At 59.5% G+C, this 14,098-nt stretch carries 15 protein-coding genes and 1 pseudogene; 8 read left to right on the top strand and 8 right to left on the bottom strand.

The features are described from left to right. Positions 1-677 precede the first annotated feature (677 nt). Positions 678-1,289 carry a hypothetical protein gene (locus tag FJ417_RS03215; RefSeq protein ID WP_140782426.1) on the top strand — a complete coding sequence of 204 codons (612 nt, stop codon included), beginning with the start codon at positions 678-680 and terminating at the stop codon, positions 1,287-1,289. A 490-nt stretch (positions 1,290-1,779) separates the two neighbouring features. Here the strand turns inward: FJ417_RS03215 and FJ417_RS03210 are convergent, their stop codons facing one another. The 5 genes from FJ417_RS03210 to FJ417_RS33895 form a co-directional block, all read right to left on the bottom strand. Then, positions 1,780-2,244 (bottom strand): hypothetical protein, encoded by a 465-nt coding sequence (locus tag FJ417_RS03210; RefSeq protein ID WP_140645662.1) that lies wholly within the window; start codon positions 2,242-2,244, stop codon positions 1,780-1,782. A gap of 180 nt (positions 2,245-2,424) precedes the next feature. Beyond that, on the bottom strand, positions 2,425-2,913 hold the full coding sequence (locus FJ417_RS03205; RefSeq protein ID WP_181166804.1) for a hypothetical protein: 489 nt from the start codon (positions 2,911-2,913) through the stop codon (positions 2,425-2,427). A gap of 64 nt (positions 2,914-2,977) precedes the next feature. After that, positions 2,978-3,832 (bottom strand): PRC-barrel domain-containing protein, encoded by an 855-nt coding sequence (locus tag FJ417_RS03200; RefSeq protein WP_140711037.1) that lies wholly within the window; start codon positions 3,830-3,832, stop codon positions 2,978-2,980. Between the two features lie 701 nt (positions 3,833-4,533). Continuing rightward, positions 4,534-6,240, bottom strand: coding sequence for a DNA polymerase/3'-5' exonuclease PolX (locus FJ417_RS03195; RefSeq protein WP_140782425.1), 1,707 nt, complete (start codon positions 6,238-6,240; stop codon positions 4,534-4,536). Positions 6,241-6,333: 93 nt separating this feature from the next. Continuing rightward, positions 6,334-6,519: a hypothetical protein gene (locus FJ417_RS33895; protein WP_348639917.1), complete on the bottom strand. Its 186-nt coding sequence runs from the start codon at positions 6,517-6,519 to the stop codon at positions 6,334-6,336. 143 nt (positions 6,520-6,662) lie between these two features. On the opposite strand from FJ417_RS33895, the gene FJ417_RS33770 reads away from it, so the two are divergent. The 4 genes from FJ417_RS33770 to FJ417_RS03170 all read left to right on the top strand — a co-directional run bounded on the left by FJ417_RS33770 (position 6,663) and on the right by FJ417_RS03170 (position 8,857). Continuing rightward, entirely contained in the window at positions 6,663-6,971 is a 309-nt protein-coding gene (locus tag FJ417_RS33770; RefSeq protein ID WP_140782424.1) for an ATP-binding cassette domain-containing protein, read from the top strand. Further along, positions 6,941-7,429, top strand: coding sequence for an ABC transporter ATP-binding protein (locus FJ417_RS33765; RefSeq protein ID WP_140782423.1), 489 nt, complete (start codon positions 6,941-6,943; stop codon positions 7,427-7,429). The genes FJ417_RS33770 and FJ417_RS33765 overlap by 31 nt, the downstream gene beginning before the upstream one ends. A gap of 308 nt (positions 7,430-7,737) precedes the next feature. Next, positions 7,738-7,926 (top strand): hypothetical protein, encoded by a 189-nt coding sequence (locus FJ417_RS33020; protein ID WP_181183142.1) that lies wholly within the window; start codon positions 7,738-7,740, stop codon positions 7,924-7,926. Positions 7,927-8,389: 463 nt separating this feature from the next. Continuing rightward, positions 8,390-8,857: a GNAT family N-acetyltransferase gene (locus FJ417_RS03170; protein ID WP_246687387.1), complete on the top strand. Its 468-nt coding sequence runs from the start codon at positions 8,390-8,392 to the stop codon at positions 8,855-8,857. Positions 8,858-9,574: 717 nt separating this feature from the next. On the opposite strand, the gene FJ417_RS33015 is transcribed toward FJ417_RS03170, so the two are convergent. After that, positions 9,575-9,727 carry a hypothetical protein gene (locus tag FJ417_RS33015; RefSeq protein ID WP_181183141.1) on the bottom strand — a complete coding sequence of 51 codons (153 nt, stop codon included), beginning with the start codon at positions 9,725-9,727 and terminating at the stop codon, positions 9,575-9,577. A 200-nt stretch (positions 9,728-9,927) separates the two neighbouring features. Between FJ417_RS33015 and FJ417_RS03165 the strand changes: the two are divergent. After that, positions 9,928-10,251, top strand: a pseudogene (locus FJ417_RS03165) (DUF736 domain-containing protein); the annotation flags it as partial. 216 nt (positions 10,252-10,467) lie between these two features. Next, complete coding sequence (locus FJ417_RS03160) at positions 10,468-10,836, top strand: hypothetical protein (protein WP_140645667.1); 369 nt, start codon at positions 10,468-10,470, stop codon at positions 10,834-10,836. Between the two features lie 654 nt (positions 10,837-11,490). On the opposite strand, the gene FJ417_RS03155 is transcribed toward FJ417_RS03160, so the two are convergent. Next, on the bottom strand, positions 11,491-11,682 hold the full coding sequence (locus FJ417_RS03155; protein ID WP_140782421.1) for a hypothetical protein: 192 nt from the start codon (positions 11,680-11,682) through the stop codon (positions 11,491-11,493). Positions 11,683-11,847: 165 nt separating this feature from the next. On the opposite strand from FJ417_RS03155, the gene FJ417_RS03150 reads away from it, so the two are divergent. Next, on the top strand, positions 11,848-13,071 hold the full coding sequence (locus FJ417_RS03150) for a pilus assembly protein TadG-related protein (RefSeq protein WP_140782420.1): 1,224 nt from the start codon (positions 11,848-11,850) through the stop codon (positions 13,069-13,071). 93 nt (positions 13,072-13,164) lie between these two features. Here the strand turns inward: FJ417_RS03150 and FJ417_RS03145 are convergent, their stop codons facing one another. After that, positions 13,165-13,371, bottom strand: coding sequence for a hypothetical protein (locus FJ417_RS03145; protein WP_140645670.1), 207 nt, complete (start codon positions 13,369-13,371; stop codon positions 13,165-13,167). Between the last annotated feature and the right edge of the window lie 727 nt (positions 13,372-14,098).

The raw sequence follows: 14,098 nt of genomic DNA, 5'->3' as shown, positions 1-14,098 counted from the left end.
TCATGTCAGCATCATCAGAGGTGAACTGCTTTGCGAGCGGATTGCTGACGCGCTGGAGTGCCGGTACGGGACATAAACCTTCGAACACCGAGCGAATGCCCGATCATTGAATATCCGGATGCGAGTTCAATGGCAAAACAGCGCCCCGAGACGATCTGTGCTTGCAGGACTTGGCAGACGCGGCGGAGTCCGGCGCCGATAAGGCGCCCGGAGCTGCTATTGGTCGGTCCCGGCTCTGACACTTAGCCGAACACCACCTTGTGCTCATGCTCGTTCTTGGCAGTTCCCGCCGTTTCGAAACGCACCCCAAAATGGCTGCTTATGGCGCGACGCGGACCGTACTGCGTTGGACGCATCGGTCCGCTCTTCAGCACGTTCCCAAAACGGACAGTCAGTTGTCGGCCCCATTCCGGTCGAAGCAGGGAAACCGATGCATTGAATCAGCTTTGCCGCTGCTTAAACGCGCACATCATTTGGGGATGCGGATCTCAGGCGGAATTTCCCCTTATCGTCAATGTCCAATTCCGGGCCGGGCTCCTTTGCAACCAAAACCTCACGGGCACGTTGTGTTTCGGTCCGCAATCAGGAGGAGGATGCCGTGAACGGAATAATCTATCTTGTTGGCCTCGTCGTGATCGTTTTGTTCATTCTATCATTTTTTGGACTTCGGTAAGATCATGGCCAAAATAGCCCCCACGGAAAGCGCTGCAGTGACCCCAAAAGTGGCTACATTGTCCTATCTTGAGTGGGGAGGCATATTTGGCGGGGGTGTCATCGCTTGCGCCATTTCGGTGGTTCTTCTGCAATTCGGGTCGAGCGCTGGTTTGGCGCTGGGTTCTCCGACTCTTCCCAACGGTGGCGCCTCCTGGAATGTGCTGGTGGCCGGGCTGTGGGTAGTTATCGTTGCTATAGCAAGTTCCGCAGCCGGCGGTTATGTAGCTGGACGGATGCGCACGCGCTGGGAAGATAGCAACCAAAGTGAAAGCGAATTCCGCGACGGCATACACGGCATCGCAGTCTGGGCCCTAGCGACACTTGGAGCAGCGTTTTTCTTGGCAATGATTGGTGGGCACGGCGCAGCCGCCGTGGTCAATCGCCCCGACGCGCAACTCAACGAAAGCACGGTGCGCCTTTCAGCCCACATAACTGCCATTTTTAGCTTTGCGACTGCTGCAGGCTCCGCGCTTGGCGCTGCGGCAGCATGGTTTGCAGCGATTGCCGGGGGTGAACACCGCGATGAGGGGATCGCTTTTCACCACGTCGTACCGGTTTTCTTGCGCAAGCGTTAGTGCAAAACAATGCACTCGCCCGGCCGGCAAAGCCAACCGCAGCTGTTCCAAGGTCATAGCGATCATCCGTTGGAGAGTGTCTACTTGTCGCCAAGCTTGGCCAATACCGGACGGGCTGAAAACGGTCCCGAAGCCGACGATATCATCCCGGGCTGTTTCTCCGACGTCCTTCCAAAGACTCTCGCCGGCGCCTGGAGATAGGCGGTCACGCCATCGAAGCGGGTCGCTAGTTCTTCTTTCAGACGATCGAAATCCCTTCCGGGGAAGAGTTGACCTTGGTGTAACAGCATTTGGACGAGGTACATAGTAATCACCGCTATGCTGCGGATCTGAGCGGGTTGCTTTCGAGGAGAGTGATCTTCGACTAGCCTGACGAGGCAAAAGGAATACGGGCGGCGCTCGCCCGTATTCTCACAGTTAGCGATCTCAGGCCCAAATGCATGTGCTTGGACTTTCGCTCGCCGCCTTTTTCAGGTTCTTGAGGCGTCTCTTACTCCCTCGCATGAGTTAAAATGCGAAATACCGGCCAATGGGCAATCGCTTCACGCAATCTGCTGAAAAGCTTGCCTTCCTTGTCGCCGGCAGATCGGACCTGAACGGCAGCCCATCCGGCCTTCATGGTCCCGCCGACGTGGCAGTGGCAAACAATCGCGTGCAGTTGCCAATCCGTTAGCTCGAAGAAGCGTTTCGATTCGCCATAGGTATCGTTCTTCAGTCCTTGCGCGCGCAATATTGGATCGGCGAAAGCGATGCTGAGCGCGGAGTCCAGGGACCGCGCCTTGTCACGCACGTCCAGGGTCATGTATTCCGTCCCGGGGAAGGCGGCGAGGCACCGCTCGGGATTTCGCTCGAGCAGCATGGCCCAATGTTCCAAACGCTGACGCCGCGCCATAGTCGGAAAGGATACTTCGACTTCCGCGACCTCATGCAGTTCTTCAAGTGTCTGATGTTTCATGGCCGTCTCCTGTTGGCGAGGCGCTCTGCCTGCAGAATGCACAGGGCGGAATGGGCCTCGGTCGTCCCTATGCAGGCGAACCAGCAGTCCGTCGGGAAGTTCCATTGGCGAGGAAATTTGACAGTGTGCCTGCTTCAATTTCCCGCTGTCTCTGTGCCTTGGACCATCCCGTGCAACGAGCTACTGCGATGCTTCGACCAGCCGTTGGAGCAATGGGTAATCCTTCAGGTCCTTGTAAGGCGTGAGATCTAACTCCCATGGCACGCAGCGAAGCTGTTCCTCATCGATCGCTTTCTCGTGCCCCTTGATGACGCTTTGGTAGTGCCGCCAGGTCAGGCCAGCCCCTCTCACCGCATCTCTTTCGATGCGCGAGGCAATTTGATGGGCGTGCAGATAATGAAGCCGCAACTCGTCCAAGAGAGCTTTTTCAACAATTTCGTGGCACACCAGAAATGGTTCGAGCCGCACGTCCTTGCCTCTCCACCTGATGGTGCGCGGCAGATGTCGGTCGATGTAAATCGTCGTTGCATCCCTGCTGTACCCAGCAATGTAGGGAATATCGAACTCGTGGCTGATCCTAACTCGTCGATGAAGCGCAGAAACGACATCAGACAGAACGAGGTCGCTAATATCTTCAGAGCTATGACGGACCTCGTCGGCTAATTTCAAGTCCGCTCCCGCGTTTTCCAGTCTAAGCGCCCGCCACACGGGCGAGCGCTTAGCGATGATTTTTTTATTTGTTGACGATGATGCGCTGCTTGTCCCGGTTTTGGGCGTAAGTGGCCTTGTCGTAGGCAGTCTGCGCCTCCAGCTGGTCCTTGGTGAAGTTTGTATAGAGGTAACGGTTGCCGTTCTTGTCGGTCATGAACTTGAGGTTTTCCATACCGACGGCGACCTTCTTTTCGCCAATGCCCAAAAAGCCCCCTACATCAACGATTATTGTGTCGACCTTCTTGTCACCAGTCAGGATGACGTCGCCAATCTCGCCGACCTTCGCATCATCTGCGCCATAGACGTTGGTTCCGATCAGATTTGCCGCACTGATTTTGTCTGACGGCATTTCGGTCAAGGTCGACTTGTCAATCGAGGCCGTCGCAGTGGTATCGGTTTTGCCATTGGCCGCCTGGCTGTCGGCCGTGCTGTTGGTGGGTGGGGACGTCGACGCTGCCGCGGTATCATAAGCCTTCGTATCGAAATTAGGTTGAGCTTTGAGCTCATCCTTCGTCGTCTTCGCGACTAACCAGCGATCGCCCTTCTTGTTGACCCATTCAAGCTTGCTGAAATCATAGGCCACATTCTTTTCCCCCACGCCAAGGAACCCGCCGACGCCAATGACGACAAGTTTGGCGTTCCCGTCCTTGTCGAGGACGATGTCATTAACATCGCCGATTTTCGCAGCGTCATCAGCGGTGCTGTCATAGACCGCGGCTCCCATGATCTTGGAGACGAGCTTGCCATCAGTGACCGGGGCAACAACCTCCGTCTGGATAGCGGGCTTGCTGGTATTTGCGGCGTGGGCACCCGCCGTGCAGAGCGCCGTCGACATGAGAGCAGCCGTCGCGGCCGTAACTAGTATCTTGCGGATCATTGGTGAAATTCCTCCTGTTGCCTGGTCGATTGACGTCGGGATCTGCCAACGTCAGTTCATCCAACGAAAGGAACCGCCTTACGTTCCGGGAGGGGCCAATGGTCGCAACCGGCCCCAGACCGAAGGCTCACGCAGAAATAGGCGCGCGGCTATTCCTGCGGCCGGTGCAATCCCATGGCCCGCCGGCAGCATAGTCTTCTTGAGGGTTTTTCAAGCGGTGGCCTTCCGCGAGCTGGCTCTCAATTGACATCCGAGCGCCACTCTGACCTTGCCTGATGGATAGTTCGCCAGCACGGTCCCAGCCGGACAAGACGCGCCTTTATTAGCGTTCACTCATTCCAGAACGCCAGGATTTCCAGTTCGGCTTGGAGCCGATGCACCGAACCGCATCGATCTGATTGACAAGCGCGGCCGTTTACGAGCTTTCGACCTTGCACGGGTTTACCTCCCCCAACGAAGACAATCCCGAACTTGGTCCACGGGGAAAGTTCCTCGGCATCCAAAACGTAAAACGCCGGTCTAAACGCTGAGAGGCAGAGGGTCTCTGCATGTTCTCACTTGACCTGCGAAGGGCATGTTGACCGCCACAGGAAAGAGTGCGTTATGAGGTTCCTTGCTGGCGTTGACGGCGCGCTAGGGAACCATACCGGCGGCGGCCCGTCCGAGACCCGTTGCCTGTTCTGCCGACAGGAACTCGAGCCTCATGCGATAGCTTTCCGCGCAGGCGAGCGGCGCTTGCCGCCGGTCTTGGACGTGCACTTGCGCTTTGAAAGGTGCGCAAGCAGAGCCGCCAAACCCATCGAATTGAGAACGCGCGTCCTGGGGACACCTCCCTTGCGGGCCATCTCGACACCCCAATGCATGTGGTCGAGTTCGCGGATTGAATGAGCGTCCGGATTGATGCTGAAGATGCAGCCGTAGTCGAGTGCCTTTTGATGCCACCGCCAGTCGAGATCGAGCCGCCACGGATGCGCGTTGATTTCGACAGCGACGCCATATCTCGCGCACGCTCTGAGGACCTTGTCGATGTCAAGCTCATAGCCGGGGCGACGCAACAACTGGCGACCGGTCATGTGCCCGATGATTGTCGTCAGAGGGTTCGCGATTGCCTGGATGATACGGTCCGTTTGCTCTTGCTTAGGCAACTTGAAGCGGCTGTGCACGCTCGCCACAACAAAATCAAACTGCTTCAAGACGTGATCCGGATAGTCAAGCGAGCCGTCGGCTAGGATGTCTGCCTCGATGCCCTTCAGGATATGGAATTCTCCACCGTACTTCGTGTTCAACCGATCGGCTTCGCGGTGCTGTTCGGCAACCTCCTGCGATGAGAGCCCACCCGCGTAGTGGGCCGACTGTGAATGGTCGGCGACACCATAGTACTCGAACTCACGCTTGCGGGTCGCTTCAGCCATTGCCTCAAGCGTCTCGGTGCCATCGGATGCGGTCGTGTGAGAATGCAGGATGCCATGCAGATCTTCATCCCGGACGAGAGTAGGGAGGTGCCACGTCGCTGCCGCCTCAATCTCGTCCCTGCCTTCGCGTAGTTCGGGTTCAATGAACTGCAGGTCCAACGCTTCGTAGATTTCCTCCTCTGTCGCTGATGCGATCAGCTTTTTCCCGCGGTAGAGCCCATCGGGTCTGAGGGCGAACCCCCTCTCGGTCGCATACATCTTCAACTGCTCAAGATGGGCCGCCGAACCGGTTGCTTCGAGTAAGCTCGCGCCAAAGTGCTTCTTGTCCGTGACGACAAGCCTGAGGGTGGACTGCTCGATTTCGGTCGGCTCCTTTCCCAGCGCTACCAGCGCGAGGTCGGCAACAAGTTCGCAACCGCGCCGGAAATCACCGGCGATTTCCACGCGCGAAAACTCCGGATGCTCTTGCTTCACGGATACAACTGCATGCTCGAGGAGAGCGGCGGCCTTATGCAGGTGAAGCTGTGTTTCGCCGCTTCGCGCTATAGCCAGGTTCTGCAGAATCTTTGTCTGAAGCGAAGCACCGAGGCCTTTAAGTGGCCGGATGCGATCTGCCTTTGCTGCGGCTTCGAGCTCAGCCAACGAGTTCACGCCGAGCGCCTGATGAAGTTTCAGGATCTTGTCGGGCCGAAGCCCAGGCACGGCAAAAAGCTCCATCACACCTGCTGGCACCTCCTCGCGCAGCTTCTCAAGGCGTGGATGCGTGCCCGTTTCATGGAGCTTGCGCACAATGTCTGCGATTGCGTCACCGATTCCCGGGATCCTGGTGAGGGCGCCTGCGGCGATGAGCCGATCGAGCGGCTGCGACAACGCAGCCAGACTATCGGCCGCGCGCAAGTAAGCCTTGGTGCGATAGGGATTGTCCCCGCGCAGTGACGTGCGATGTGCATATTCCCTTAAGAGGCTGGCGACTGTCCGCGGATCGGTTTTTGCCATGGTCGAGGCAAACGGGGCCAATCTTCGCAGGTTCCATTCAGGCCAAGGCAGCGACGCCCCTAATCCAGGCTTGCTGCCTTTCGCGGAATGGGGCTACAGATCTGGCAACGATTGGTCAGCTCGGTCCCACCCCGCCAGGGATTTGCTGGCTGCGCGTTTCTTTAATTCAGCAGCGTCGCCGACATGGAAATGCGAGGGCGCATCTATCGTCTTCATCTCCGCCCAGGTGATCGGCGCCGCGATCGGAGCGCCCGGTCGGGACCTTGCGCTGTACGGCATGATCGCGGTCGCCCACGCTGGTTACGCAAATAGTCCACAAAGATGCGCCCCTTGCGGCGCGCCTTCGGCAACGCGGCCGTAAAGTGAGAGGGATCGCTCGGAAACGCGGCGCATGGCGCCCGCTGCTTTCGGCTGGTGACGCCATGACCGATGCGATCGCGGTTCATGATGCACGGTTGCGCTTCGGCCAGACGGTGGCGTTGGACGGCGTCTCGATTTCGATCCCGCGGGGTACATGCTTCGGCATCGTCCGCGAATCCGGATCCGGCAAGACGACGCTGACGCGTGCCGTGCTCGGCCTGCAGCGACTGGACGCTGGCGAAATCCGCATCCTTGACACACGCCGTTGCAGCAGGGGCGTGCCGCGCTCAAGCAGCGCGCCCTCATTGTCCAACCGATCTGCCAGGATCCAGCCGCCTCGTTGTCGCCACGCAGCCGCATCCGCACACTGATGAACGAGGCCGGCACTGTGTTGAAGGAACCGCATGCGGCGACGCATGAGCGTCTGCTTGTCATCCTGAAGCAACTCGGCCTGCCGGACAGTATCATCGACAAATATCCGCATGAGATCAGCGGCGGGCAGGCGAGGCGGGTGGCGATAGTGCGCGCCCTTTTGATGAAGCCCTCCATCCACGCGGACGAGCCGACCGCCGGCCTTGACGTTTCCGTCCAGGGCGACCTGCTCAACCTGTTGCAGGACATCAGGCGCGTGCAGAACATCACGCTTGTCGTCATCAGCCACAATCTGGCAGTGGTATGGCTGATCGCCGAGAACGCCGTCGTGATGCGGGCCGGCAGGGTGGTGGAGATCGGCGAGGCCGCGTCTCTGTTCCAGTCGCCGCGCGATGCCTATACCCGAGAACTGCTGGCAGCGTGGCCGAGTGTTCATCCTTTAGGTCGGTCTGGGTGAGCCGCCGCTGGTTGGCGACATTGCCTGAAAATTCAACGGATAGCGCAGTTGCGCCTGCTGGACGCCGCCTTCGTTCTTCGGCACCGCCAAGCCGCCCTTGCCGATGCCGGAGCGGTTTGGTCCATCGACAAATCGCCCGGGCCACCACCTGGCCGGGTCTGCCCTGGTCGCGGTCACAATGCCGTCGTCCAGCGCTTTGAGCTCCGTATAGGCGAGTTGGTGCTGTGCGATGCGCGCAGATTGGCCTCAACCGCCTGAACCTGAGCTTGCGCGCTCCGCAGTGACTTCAGTGCGTCATCATACTGCGAATGCGTGGCGAAGCCCTTGCCGAGGAGGAGCCGAAACCTGTCTTCCTGCGCGGCAGCCTGAGCAAGCGCGGCCTTGGCCGCGTCGAGGTCCGCCGCGGTGGCGGTGACCTTGTTCTGGTAATCGACGGCGCTGAGTTCCGCGAGCTTCTGGGCCTTCTTGACCGTTGCGCCGGCGTCGGCATCGCATGAGACGAGCCGCCCCCAACCTCGAAGCCAACCTGGCTAACATAGCGCGATTGGAGGCGGCCGGCGCCTTACGTCACCAGCACGAACTTGTAGGGCGGCGTGACCACCACCACGCGGGCCGTTCGTGGCGCCGCCGGCGCCCGGGCTCCTTTTGTGAACAACCGGCAAGACAAAGGCCGGCGATACGGGCCAAAAGGAAATGACGCGACGACAGGCGCCACTGGCAGAAGTCCGCGGCGCTTCACGGGCGCGTGCTAGGCCGTGAACTCATAAATTCAAACGGCGATGATGTTTGGATTGCAAACAAAGCTCGGCATTGACGAGTTTGCTACTTGCATGATTGATTGGAGCACCGCCATTTCAACCCGGTTGCTGGGTAGGAGGCGCCGCAAAGCCCTCGTGCAGCGGAAATCCCCTCTTCAGCGTACCGAAGACGAACAGGTTTTCATCCATACCCGGGGAACGCTTGAGCCTCGCCAAGGTTCATTGGGATTGCACCAAGCGGAGCGGTTCCATTCAAGGATTAAACATAAGGCTGTCGGCGCAACCCGATGCAAAGGCGCAGGCGGCGGATGCGCTCTATCGCTACAACGTTGCGGCAACGGCCGTGGACGACCGTGCCGCCATTGGAGCCGAGCTGTGCGACGACGCCGGAAAGGTGTTAGGCGGCCTGTGGGGGCGGACGGAAATGGGCCTTCTCTTCCTCGACATGTTTTTCCTGCCCGAGCATTTGCGGGGGCAATCCCACGGCACGCAGCTCCTCGCCTTGGTCGAAGCGGAGGCAAAGCGCCGTGGCTGCAGCGGGGCGGTGGTGGAGACGAGCAGCTTCCAAGCGCCGGGTTTCTACACCAGACACGGCTACCAGGAGTTCGGCAGGGTTGATTTCGGGGTCGGCGGACACGCCCGCATCTTCCTGCACAGGCATTTGGCTTGAGCGCGGTGCGCAAGCGCCCGGACCGCACCCTCATGGCGGCGACAAGCAATTCCAGGAAAAGTGAAATGGTGTCCGCCCGAAATGTCGTCAAGACAACAGCTAAGCACGAGAGCTGTGTAGCTTTGAAACGCTTGATCCGCATTTTACCAGCGGCCGCGCGGTGCTCCCACCCGGCCGCGATGTCTGAGCTGGTCTGGTCAGGGTGGCCGAGGATAGAGGGTGGTAGTGGTAAGCCGGACAGGGCGTGAGCGGGGCGAAGATTCCGCCGGGCTCGCGAGCCCTTCAGACGCTGTGGTGTCCGAGGTCGGTCGGCTAGTGCGATATGCTGGTCTTCGGCGCCCGGTGCGATCAGGGCGACAAGCAGAATAGGGCGGGTCGTCGGGTCCTGCTTCAGCCGGGCACACAGCGCGGCGACTGGAAGGCCGTCGGGACGACAGTGCAGGATGATCGAGCAGTTTAACGCGTCTAGTCTAGGCGCGGGGCTTATCGCGTTAGGGAACCGAGACCGTGCGGTTTTCCGAGGTATAGCCGTCCCCGAAGCGAAGGCCGATCGCGTACTCAAGACCCTTCGCGGTGGCGCTAGTTCCTAGCTAAGCAGCGCCGGTACTGAAATGACATCCCGCAACCACCCGAATCCGCTCCGTCTTCCCCGCGGACCGGCATTTCCGCGCCTCAAACAGATCGCGCGAGTCGCTGGGCGACGCACTTGGCCAACGACTATGCGCCGGCTATGGCCGCGGAAAATACGTCGATTGTCTTTTCGACCAGAAGGGATCGGTAGAAATCAGCAGCCAGCAACGCCGCGTCGTTGGGTTGGAGCGAAGGTGGCTCAATCAGCTTGGCACGCGCCACGTCATCCAGCGCGCTCATGAGTCGGATGAGCGCAACAGCGCAACAGCGTCGTCGAAACCATCTTCCCCTCCCGGCCAAGAAGCCGGGATTCCTCGCGCAGCAAGATAGTTCCTCCTTTGCCGTCAGCCCCCTTCGGGTGCGCCGTCGATCGCCTTCGGCCGGACGATCGCCATCGAAGCCGCATGGTGCGGGCTCGAGCAGAACCAAGGAGAACTACCATGGCCACCGTCGGCACCTTCAAGAAGACTGGCACCAACGAGTTCACCGGTGTAATCGTCACTCTTTCGGTCCAGGCCAAGAACGTTCGCGTCGTCCCCGACAGCCGCGCCAGCGGCGAGAATGCTCCGACCCACCGGCTCTTCGTTGGCCGAGCCGAGATCGGCGCAGCTTGGAACAAGCAGTCCAACGAGGGACGTCCGTACCTGGGCTTCAAGCTCGACGATCCCTCGTTCACGGGCCCCATCTATGCCAACCTTGTAGAGGGCGAGGACGGGGAGAGCTACAGCCTTATCTGGTCCCGCCCGACCCGCCGCAACGGCGACTCAGGTTTTCACTTTCCTGCCCGGCTGGTCCTGGCGGATGCTTCCTGCATTCGGCATGGCGAACCACTTCGCGGCGAACACGGCCAACCGCCTCAACCAAGAGCGTCGCGCGCAACGTGAACAAGACCGTAAGGCACTCGACAAGATCGAGCGCGCCATTGCGGGGATCATGGCCGCGATCGAGGATGGGCTTACCAACCTTCGATGAAAGCGAGAATGGAAGACCTGGAGAGGCAGAAGGCGGAGACCGCCGAGCGTCTGGCGGTGGCGCCCACTGACGTGCCTGACCTGCATCCCAGCACCGCCACTCTCTACCGCAGGCGGGTAGAGCAGTTTACGCAAGCGCTCGCCGACCACGAGGACGGACGTCCAGCCGCCGAGGCACTGCGCTCGTTGATCGGAGAGATCGTCCTCACTCCCGGCGACAAGCGCGGGGAGGTCCATGCCGAGCTACGCCGCGAGCTGTTCGGCATCCTCGAATTCGCTAATCCTGACCAAAATCAAAAGCCTGTCGATCTTATGACAAAAGGGGCTGCAGGTCCCCGCAACCAATTTTATCATAAATCAATAACCGTCCCGGTCTAACCGGGGCGGCTTTTGCGTTTCGAGAGGCGCGAGTGACCTTTGATCCACATGAAGCTGGTGAGGCGGGTGGCAAAGAGTGTGCTGCACTGGTAGTCGTGCCCCCTCATAGAGGCCGGTCAGGGAAGTGTCGTGGCACGCTAGTCTAGAACCGGTCACGCGAATCGGCCGCTTTGCGCCTCTTCTCGGTCGTAGAGGCAAACTTTGCCGCCGTTCATAAGCGAACGTAGCGACCGGGACGACGAATTGCGGCAACTGCCGCATACCAGTCTCTTGGAACGATGGCCAGAAAGCCACAGTCCCGTACGTATGATCTAACGTTCAACCATCTCGCGAATTGCCTCGTCACCGCTTACAAGACTCATATGGTGGTGCTGTTCGTCGTCATCTTGGCGATTTCCTCAGCGGTATGCGGTGCGGCCGGCGGTGCGAGCAACGTCTTGCCCTTTAGGGCGTTGCCGGACGCTGTTCAAACTTGCCACCAGCCTGAAGTTGAGACTTGATCATGCGCGGGGGAAAAATGGGTGTCGAACTGTCGCGCCGCGAAGCTACGAACGTCCCGCATCGCATCGATCAACGTGGCCGCTTTAGCCAAGGAAATTCGCGATGCGATCAACAAGGCGAGGCCGATCGCGCTCGATGTCAATTTTGATGGCATCAGTTGGGCGGCGCGTTAATGTCGGTGCCGGTCGTCCGGGCAAAGGCCATGACGGAGCCGAGCGCCAGGCGCGCGATGTGCCGGGCATCGCCGCGAAGGCGCTTGATGCGTCGGAGTTGCCACACATTGGGCAGGCGATATGTGCCGATGCCTGCGATCCCGACTTCTGTAAAAGGGGAACGTGCCAGCATTTCGCGCCTCGCTAGATGCGTGCGCGACATGATGCATAGGTCACGACTTATTCGCAAGGTCACGGACAAGGCGTCCAGCCCTTCCGCTGCTCCGGCGTCAAGGCATAGACACTGCAGGCCCGCGCATCATTAGCTTTTCCTTCACATATGCGAGCCTACTAATACATGATGGTAACCAAAGCGCGCATTTGGGACTCAATGCGGAAAATCCGCCGTGAGGCGGGCGGCAACGTCGCCACCATATTCGCGCTCACCTTGCCGATCGTGGTCGGCGGCGCAGGGCTAGGCGTCGAGACGTCCTATTGGTACTATTCAAGCCTAAAGCTGCAGGCGATCGCAGACGCAGCGGCCTATGCCGGCGCCCTTGAGAAGGTCGCAGGATCGAACACGCAGACGATCACGGCAGCGGCGGTCCAGGCGGCTTCCGACAATGGCCTCGGCACGGGCACCATCGTCGTGAATATCCCGCCGAAATCGGGTGCGAACACCGCCAAGAACGCAGTCGAGGTGATGGTCAGCCAGAACCTCGACCGGATATTCACCTCGATCTTCACCCGGGGCAAAGTACCCGAGCAGGCGAGGTCAGTTGCACTGATCAAGAGCTCGTCAAAGGCTTGTGTGCTGGCGCTGAATGCGACCGCCTCGAAGGCGGCGCTGTTCTCGGGAAACAGCAGCCTCAAGCTCACCGGCTGTTCGATCATGGCCGACTCGGACGCTTCAGACGCGATCAAGCTTCAGGGATCGGCGGCATTGCAGGCCGACTGCCTGATGTCGACCGGCGGCGTCTCGCTGAGCAATCCAGTGACTACGATCTGCCCGGCTCCGGTTACTCAAGCACTGCCCGCGCCCGATCCTTATGCCGGCCTGCCGACACCAGCAGCCTTAGGGCAATGCCTGAGCGATAGCGCGCCGACGCTCAGCCCAGGGACTTACTGCAGCGGAATGAGCCCCAAGGGCAATGTCACGCTTTCTCCAGGTGTCTATGTCGTCCAGGGCAACCTGAAGATCAACGGCAACACGACCGTCTCGGGCAGCGGAGTGACTATCTTCATGGAGGGTAGTTCGACGGTGACCATCAACGGCAACGCCACAGTCACGCTGAGCGCGCCAACGTCGGGGACGTATTCGGGGGTGCTATTTTATGGCGATAGAACGGGCAATTCGGCATCGAGCAACTTCAACGGGAACGCTGCCTCCCTGTTGACCGGCGCGATTTATTTCCCTCGCCAGCAGGTCAACTATCTCGGCAATTTCTCGGGAAAGAACGGCTGCACCCAAGTCGTTGCTGACACCATTCAGTGGTCAGGCAACACGTCCATAAACCAGAATTGCTCCAGCCTTGGGATGAAGGACATTCCGGCTGCGCAGTCCGTTGCGGTTGTCGAGTAGGGAAGCGGGATCAGCAGCAAGGATCTTGGGATCACGGTCAAGCTGTCCGCGGTCAGGCTGGTCACTTCGCATCCCGCCGAAGCGAACGAAAGCCTAGTGTAGCACCAACGCGCCGACGACGGCGATCGCGGCGATGAGGGCGAGCATGATGGCGGCAAGTCGAATGCGCTTGACCCATATCTGCCGAGGCCGTCGCGCTATAGCTGCGGCATCATAGGCGCTGTAGAGGCGTCGGCCATCCACTCCGAAGCGGTCGGCGTTCGGATAGACCTTCTTTGGCTTCTGTCGTGCCTTGAGCATTGAGGCCCCTCCAGCCCGGCACGGCACATTAGCACATGCTTGTTCTCAATTGGCAGGAGGAGCAAAATGCGGTCTGCGTACGAGGAGCTTTTGAGGGAGAGTTCCATGCTTGCCGAATTCGCCTTCAACCGGATCGCCGCTGACCCGAAAATCTGTCAGGAGAGATAGACAGAATCGTCCGTTTTCTGCCCATGTGTTAGACCGGACAGTCTTCTTACGGCCCCAGTCCGGTCATCTCGAACATTCATTGGGAGGCCGGTCCCTGGAGGCTAGCGGAGACGATTGGTGAAGCTGGAATGCGGCGATAACGCGGTAAGCATTCGGTTTGGCAGTCGTTCACAAACCAGGAATCGGTGGCGACTTCCGGGTATCTGCGCCATCTCGGAGTCCACGGCCACGGTCAAAACCCGACGACCAGCGAATGTGGGTTTCAGTGGCTGGGCGTCCGTGATTTGAACCTACGATTTTGCCAACAAGCCTGAAAACGGAGAGCAATCGATCAGGCTAGCGGATTTCCGAATAACACGCCTTACTATCCCTTTCTGCGACCGATCGATCTGACGTCTATCCCGGCTCCAGCACGAGCATATCTTGCGAGGCATGGACCAAGATCATGATCTCGGCAGGATTGAAGAAGGCCACGCATCCTCCGGACTGCTATTTTCCGCAGGAGCACAACTGGCGCTATTCCTGATCCATAGCGAGCGCTACCCGCAGTGGTTGTGAA

The sequence above is a fragment of the Mesorhizobium sp. B3-1-7 genome, assembly GCF_006439385.1.
Taxonomy (GTDB): Bacteria; Pseudomonadota; Alphaproteobacteria; order Rhizobiales; family Rhizobiaceae; genus Mesorhizobium.
Note: the sequence above shows the minus strand (reverse complement) of the source record. Positions and strands in the feature narration are given on the sequence as shown.